Origin of the sequence: Ferrovibrio sp., from assembly GCF_017994015.1 — a bacterium.
Classification (GTDB): Bacteria; Pseudomonadota; Alphaproteobacteria; order Ferrovibrionales; family Ferrovibrionaceae; genus Ferrovibrio.
In genome coordinates, this window is record NZ_JAGOLP010000099.1 from 1 (window position 1) to 6,640 (window position 6,640).

General features: G+C 61.9%; 7 protein-coding genes and 1 riboswitch. Of the genes, 1 reads left to right on the forward strand and 6 read right to left on the reverse strand.

Translation table 11 applies throughout. The annotated features are described in order from the left end of the window. The 3 genes from KBB36_RS20365 to KBB36_RS20375 all read right to left on the reverse strand — a co-directional run. The coding region (locus KBB36_RS20365) for an outer membrane beta-barrel protein (RefSeq protein ID WP_290985548.1) at positions 1 to 473 on the reverse strand (473 nt) is incomplete at its 3' end. 156 nt (positions 474 to 629) lie between these two features. After that, positions 630 to 1,832: an O-succinylhomoserine sulfhydrylase gene (gene metZ, locus KBB36_RS20370; protein ID WP_290985551.1), complete on the reverse strand. Its 1,203-nt coding sequence runs from the start codon at positions 1,830 to 1,832 to the stop codon at positions 630 to 632. A gap of 56 nt (positions 1,833 to 1,888) precedes the next feature. Next, a riboswitch (SAM riboswitch) is annotated at positions 1,889 to 1,968 on the reverse strand. Between the two features lie 67 nt (positions 1,969 to 2,035). Then, positions 2,036 to 2,818 (reverse strand): 3-hydroxybutyrate dehydrogenase, encoded by a 783-nt coding sequence (locus KBB36_RS20375; RefSeq protein WP_290985554.1) that lies wholly within the window; start codon positions 2,816 to 2,818, stop codon positions 2,036 to 2,038. A 113-nt stretch (positions 2,819 to 2,931) separates the two neighbouring features. Between KBB36_RS20375 and KBB36_RS20380 the strand changes: the two genes are divergently transcribed. Continuing rightward, entirely contained in the window at positions 2,932 to 3,540 is a 609-nt protein-coding gene (locus KBB36_RS20380; protein WP_290985557.1) for an ATP-dependent Clp protease proteolytic subunit, read from the forward strand. Positions 3,541 to 3,612: 72 nt separating this feature from the next. On the opposite strand, the gene KBB36_RS20385 is transcribed toward KBB36_RS20380, so the two are convergent. From KBB36_RS20385 to hflK, 3 genes are all read right to left on the reverse strand, one after another. Beyond that, positions 3,613 to 5,130, reverse strand: coding sequence for a Do family serine endopeptidase (locus KBB36_RS20385; RefSeq protein ID WP_290985560.1), 1,518 nt, complete (start codon positions 5,128 to 5,130; stop codon positions 3,613 to 3,615). Between the two features lie 30 nt (positions 5,131 to 5,160). Next, on the reverse strand, positions 5,161 to 6,045 hold the full coding sequence (locus tag KBB36_RS20390) for a protease modulator HflC (protein WP_290985563.1): 885 nt from the start codon (positions 6,043 to 6,045) through the stop codon (positions 5,161 to 5,163). 11 nt (positions 6,046 to 6,056) lie between these two features. Continuing rightward, a partial coding sequence (hflK, locus tag KBB36_RS20395) for an FtsH protease activity modulator HflK (protein ID WP_290985566.1) occupies positions 6,057 to 6,640 on the reverse strand: 584 nt, incomplete at its 5' end.

The following is a 6,640-nucleotide window of genomic DNA, read 5'->3' on the forward strand; positions in this document are numbered from 1 at the left end:
TCATTCAGCGCGTAATTGGCACCAACAATGCCCTGCACGGCCGGAGCCCAGGCGCTGTCATCAAACGTCACGGCGCCGACTCGGCCTTCGCCGGAGATGTTGGTCAGACCAACGCCGAAGCCGACATAGGGCACGAAGTTGCCCATGCCATTGAAATCATAGAGCACGTTGGCCATGGTCGACCACGAGCTGATCTCGATGTTGCTGGCACCCTTGCCGTCATTCTGGCGATAGGAAAGCTCGCCTTCAACGCGCACATCACCAAAGCCATAGCCAACCTTGCCGGCACCGGCCCAGCCAGTGTCATGCTCCACCGAGGCCGTGCCGTTCGGGGCATTACGAACCTTGGTGTCATCAACCCAGTTGGCGCCACCGGCAAGACCGGCATACCAGCCATTGGTTTGCGCCAGGGCGGGCTGGGCGGCCATGAGCGCCAGAGTGGCGCCGGCCAGAAGTGCTGCTCGCAGCTTCATCGTAATCTCCCTTTGGAACTAAAGGCATGGGGCGAAAAGCCCCCTGCCGTGGACTCGTGAATTCAGGTCGCTACTATCAACTTTGTTCGCCCCAGCGTAAAGCGGAAAGGCCAAATCTGGGCCAATAATTCCCCACCTGTTGCCGCAATGCCACAATCACCGCCCAATGGTTGCAAGCGCTTGATTTAAATCGTCAATCACGTCCTGAGGGTGTTCCAGGCCAACCGACATGCGGAGCAAATCGTCCGCAATCCCTAATTTTGCACGCTCTTCGGCAGACAATCGCTGATGGGTGGTGGTGGCCGGATGTGTGATCAGGCTCTTGGAATCGCCCAGGTTGTTGGAGATATCCAGCAGCCGCAGCGCGTTGAGCATGCCGAAGGCCGCAGCCTTGCCGCCCCTGACGCGGAACGCCACCATATTGCCGGGGCCGCTCATCTGTCGTTTGGCCAGATCATATTGCGGGTGGCTTTGCAGGCCGGGGAACATAAGCTGCTCAATGCCGGGGTGGCTAGCCAGGGCGGCAGCCACAATGCTGGCATTCTCAACATGGCGCGACACCCGCAATTCCAGGGTTTCCAGCCCCTTGAGCATGACCCAGGCGTTAAACGGGCTGAGCGCCGGGCCGGTATGGCGCAGGAAGGGGGTCAGTTCGTCGCGCACAAAGGCTTCCGAACCCAGCACCACGCCGCCAAGCGCACGGCCCTGGCCGTCGATATGCTTGGTGGCGCTATACACCACAATATCGGCGCCAAGCTGGAGCGGCTTTTGCAACACCGGGGTGGCAAACACATTATCCACGATAACCCGGGCGCCGACTGCATGGGCCAGATCGGCCACGGCGCGGATATCGGTCACTTCCAGGGTCGGGTTGGCCGGGGTTTCCAGGAACACGGCGCGGGTGCGCTTGGTGATCGCCGCCTCCCAGGCGGCCAGATCGGTGCCATCCACCAGGGTGCTTTTGATGCCGAAACGCGGCAGCAGATCCTCGATGATATAGCGGCAGGAACCAAATACGGCGCGGGCCGACACCACTTCGTCACCGGCCTTGAGCTGGCACATCAGCGCCGCATTCACCGCCGCCATGCCGGATGCCACGCCGCGCGCCGCCTCGGCGCCTTCCAGCAGCGCCATGCGGGTTTCAAACATATCCACGGTGGGATTGGCAAAGCGGCTGTAGACAAAGCCGGGCTGCTCATTCTTGAACCGCGCCTCGGCGGCCTCGGCGCTGTCATAGCGGAAGCCGGAGGTCATGAAGATGGCTTCCGATGTCTCGCCGAACTGGGAACGATTGGTGCCGCCGCGCACCAGCTTGGTGGCCAGGCGCCAGTTTTCAGCCGCCTTCCGGTTCTCGCTCATATCCACAACCCTTTCAGCCCAAACAAAAAACCCCGGCACCGCAAAGGCCCGGGGTTCGCTTGAACCGCCCGACCTTTTAGCGGTTTATTTAACGTGGTCCGCAAGCCGGTCGGCTCAAATCACCACGAAGTGGCATTGTTTCTAGGCCCGGGGCGGGTTTCCGTCAAGCGGAAATCCGCCCGCCTAGCTAAAGCCCCCGGGGGTCAGCGCGCCGTCCAGCCGCCATCAACGGCAATTGCCGTGCCGGTGATCGACTTGGCCATCTCGCCGCACAGGAACAACGCCAAAGCCGCCACTTCCTCAACCTCGACAAAGCGCTTGTTCGGCTGCGAGGCCAGGATCACTTCGCGGATCACCCGGTCGCGCGGCATGTTATGCGCCTTGGCCTGATCCTCGATCTGGCCTTCCACCAGTGGAGTGCGCACATAGCCCGGGCAGATCGCATTCACCGTGATATTGGTTTCCGCAACTTCCAGCGCCGACGCCTTGGTGAAGCCGATCTGGCCGTGTTTGGCCGCCACATAGGCCGATTTGAACGGCGAAGCAACCAGGCCATGCGCCGAGACAATATTGACCACGCGGCCCCAATTGCGCCGCTTCATGCCCGGAAAAGCCGCCTTGGTGGCATGGAATGTGGAACTGAGGTTGATATTCTGGATCGCTTCCCATTTCGCCTCGGGGAATTCATCCACCGGGGAGACAAACTGGATACCGGCATTGTTGACCAGGATATCAACCGCACCAAATGCGCTCTCGGCGCCACGGATCAGGTCGGCCACCTCGTCGCCCTTGCTCATATCGGCGCCGCTATAGAGCACCATCACACCGGTTTCCGCTGCCAGCTCGGCGCGGATTTTCTCGATCGCGGCGGCCTCGCCGAAGCCGTTCAGCATCACATTCACGCCCTGCCCGGCCAGCGCGCGGGCAATACCCAGGCCGATACCGCTGGTGGAACCGGTGACAACGGCAGACTTGCCTTTGAGCATAACTGCTCTCCTTTATAAGGGTGCAGTGCACGATAGCTTGCCGGCCCGAGCCCTTGCAAGTGAAGGGCTGCTACGTTACCCAGGAATGGCACGATTTTGGAGACATAAAGCCGATGCTTCACCAGTTGAATGACGACGAACCGGCGCAGGACGACAAGGAAAACGGCAAGCCCGAAAAGGCGGCCGGCATCGATGAACGGCTGTTCAAGGCGCGCTCAATCCTGATTTTTGGCGGCATCGACCAGAAACTGGCCAAGGATGTGACCGCCCGCCTGCTCGCCCTGGCCCATGCCGGCGACGACCCGATCACCATCTACCTCAATTCCCAGGGCGGCCATGTGGAATCGGGCGACACGATCTATGACGTGATCAAGTTCGTGAAGCCGACGGTACGCATTATCGGCACCGGCTGGGTCGCCTCGGCCGGCGCGCTGATCTTCTCGGCCGCCACACGCGAAAACCGGCTCAGCCTGCCCAATACCCGCTACCTGCTGCACCAGCCGTCGGGCGGCACCGGCGGCACCGCCTCCGATGTGGCAATCCAGGCCAAGGAAATCATCCGCATGCGCAAGCGGCTGAATGAAATCTTTGCCCGCGAAACCGGCCAGCCGCTGGAACGGATCGAAAAGGATACCGACCGCGATTACTGGATGAGCGCCGAGGAAGCCGTGGGCTATGGCCTGGTCGGCAAGATCATCTCGGATGTCAGCGAACTGGGCTGAGCCAGCCACCGCAACGAAAAAGCCCCGGCAGCGGAAACTGCCGGGGCTTTTTTTATGGGCCTGTGTTGCGGCTCAGGATTTGAGCGGCACCGGCACAAAGCGCGGTTCGCCGTTGCGCAGGATTTGCAGCAGGGCCACCTTGCGCTTGGAATCGCGCAAAGCCTTGAGCATTTCGGCGGCATCCTCGGGGTTGCGCACCTCGGATTGCGAGACTTCGACAATCACGTCGCCGGCCCGCACATCGCGTTTTGCTGCCGGACCCTCGGCCTCCACATCCACCACCACCACGCCGCGCACATCGTCCTTGATGTCGAACCGCTTGCGCAATTCGGCATTCAGCGGCGCGATCTTCACACCGAGATCGGGCAGATTGGTTTCGCCACGGCTGGCCCTGGGCTTGGGATCGGCACCCTTGGCCGGCGGCGCCTCAGCCGAGGCCATGGCCTGTTCCAATTCGCCGAGCGTGGCGCGCAGGGTGACTTTTTTGCCCTTGCGCAGCACATCCACCGGCACCGCCTTGCCGACATTGGTTTCGGCCACGGTGCGGGTGAGCGAATTGGTCGACGAGATCGGCTTGCTGTCAAACGACACGATCACGTCGCCGCCCTGGATGCCGGCTTTCTCGGCCGGGCCACCCGGCACCACCTTGGCCACCAGGGCGCCACGCGCCTTGTCGAGACCCAGTTCTTCCACCATCTCGTCGGTAACCGATTGGATCTGCACGCCGAGCCAGCCGCGCTTGGTGCGGCCGAATTCGATCAATTGCTGCACCACCGGCCGCGCCATCGCCGAGGGCACCGAAAAGCCGATGCCGATCGAGCCGCCGGATTGCGAGAAGATCGCGGTGTTGATGCCAATCACCTCGCCGGCCTTGTTGAACAGCGGGCCACCGGAATTGCCCTTGTTGATCGAGGCATCGGTCTGGATGAAATCGTCATACCGGCCAGCGCCGATATCGCGGCCACGCGCCGAGATGATGCCGGCGGTGACGGTGCCGCCGAGGCCGAGCGGGTTACCGATCGCCAGCACCCATTCGCCAACCCGCGCCTTGGCCGAGTCGCCCCAGTTGATCGGCTTGAGCGGCTGTTTCGGCTCAACCTTGAGCACGGCCAGGTCAACTTCCGGATCGCGGCCAATGATCTTGGCCGGCAATTCGGTATTGTCATGCAGGATGACACGCACCTCATCGGCATCGGCGATGACGTGGTTATTGGTGACCACGTAGCCGCGCGCATCAACGATAAAGCCGGAGCCGAGCGACGAGACCTGACGTGGCGGCCGGTTGCCGCCGCCCCCGCCACGCTGCTGCCGGTCGAAGAAATCCTTGAAGAATTCCTCAAACGGCGAACCAGGCGGGAATTGCGGCATTCCTTCCGGCAAGGTGCCGGTGCCCGGGCGGTTCTTCACTGTCTGCGTGGTGGAGATATTCACCACCGAGGGCAGCAGTTGCTCGGCCAGATCGGCAAAGTCGCCTTCCGGTGCCCGCGCCTGGGCCGGCGTCAGACTGCCCAGCACAAGCTGGGCAGCCAGTATTCCGGCCACGGCCAGACCTCTGAGAGAGAGGCCTGTGATCGACGGCATGATTGCCATGGTCTACTCCTTGTTACCCGGGCAGCAGGCTCAGCGCTTCGGCGCCGGCGCCCCCGGGCTTTCGGTAAAGTATCGGAAGAATTCCGAATCCGATGATAAAATCATCGTGGTATCGGCCTGCTGCAAGGCCTTGGAATAGGCCTGCAACGAGCGATAGAAGGCATAGAATGCCGGATCCTGGTTGGCCGCCTGGGCGAAAATCTTGGTGCGGCTGGCATCGCCTTCACCGCGCAGGATTTCCGACTGCTTGCGCGCATCGGCCAGCAGCACAGTACGCTGGCGTTCGGCATCGGCACGGATTTTCTCGCCCAATTCAAAGCCGGTGGCACGCTGTTCCTTGGCCTCGCGCTCACGTTCCGTCTGCATACGGCGGAAAATCGCCTGGCTGATCGTATCGGGGAAATCGGCGCGCTTGATACGCACGTCCACGATATCGATGCCGAGCCGGGCAGCATCCGCATCCAGCACATTGCTGACCGCCAGCATCGCCGCCGGGCGATCACCCGAAACGATGGCAATGGCATCCAGCTTGCCGAAGGCACCGCGCAGCGCATTGGCCACCGAAGGCGCCAGGTTGTTGCGCAGCAGGGCTTCCGTACGCACCGACTGATAGTAGAGCAGCGGATCGACGATGCGATAACGCACGAAGCTGTCCACCACCAGGCGGCGGCGGTCGGTGGTGAGAATTTCTTCCGGCTGCGCATCCAGGCCGAGAATGCGCTTGTCGAAATAGATCACATCCTGCACCAGCGGCACTTTGAAATTCAGGCCGGGTTCGGTGATGACACGGCGCGGCTCACCAAACTGCACCACCAGCGCCTGCTGCGCCTGATGCACGGTGAACAACGAACCCTTGAGGATGAAGCCGGCAACCACAACAAGGACGCCGAGGGCTAAGAGGAAAGTGCGGTTCATGGCGGCTCTCCTCACTTCTTCTTCTGCAATTCAGGCAGCGGCAGATAAGGCACCACGCCCTGGCCGCCAGCGGTATTATGATCCATCACCACCTTGTTGGTGCCGCGCAGGATGGTTTCCATGGTTTCCAGATACATGCGCTTGGCAGTCACATCCTTGGCCTGTTTGTATTCATCATAGACCGAGATGAAGCGGGCGGCTTCACCCTGGGCATTGGCGATCACTTCCTGCTTGTAGGCTTCGGCCTGCTGCACAATGCGCTGCACCTCGCCGCGTGCGCGCGGCAGGATGTCGTTGCGGTAGGCTTCGGCTTCATTCTGGGCGCGCTCGCGGTCGGCCTGGGCGGCCTGAACGTCGCGGAACGCATCGATCACCGATGCCGGCGGCTCGGTACGTTGCAAGGCCACCTGGTTGATGGTGACGCCGGCCTTGTAGCCATCCAGCACGGTCTGCATCAGCGCCCGGGTATCGTCGGCGATCTTGGTGCGGCCTTCGGTCAGGGTGAACTGGATCGGATTCTTGCCCACCACTTCGCGCACGGCGCTTTCCGCCACCTGCTTAATAGTGCGCGGCACATCCGAAACATTGAACAGAA

Excerpts from the sequence above, each read along its gene's own strand:
- KBB36_RS20390 (WP_290985563.1), bottom strand. The coding sequence starts at position 6,045 with ATGAACCGCACTTTCCTCTTAGCCCTCGGCGTCCTTGTTGTGGTTGCC.
- metZ (WP_290985551.1), bottom strand. The coding sequence starts at position 1,832 with ATGAGCGAGAACCGGAAGGCGGCTGAAAACTGGCGCCTGGCCACCAAG.
- KBB36_RS20380 (WP_290985557.1), top strand. The coding sequence starts at position 2,932 with ATGCTTCACCAGTTGAATGACGACGAACCGGCGCAGGACGACAAGGAA.
- KBB36_RS20375 (WP_290985554.1), bottom strand. The coding sequence starts at position 2,818 with ATGCTCAAAGGCAAGTCTGCCGTTGTCACCGGTTCCACCAGCGGTATC.
- KBB36_RS20385 (WP_290985560.1), bottom strand. The coding sequence starts at position 5,130 with ATGGCAATCATGCCGTCGATCACAGGCCTCTCTCTCAGAGGTCTGGCC.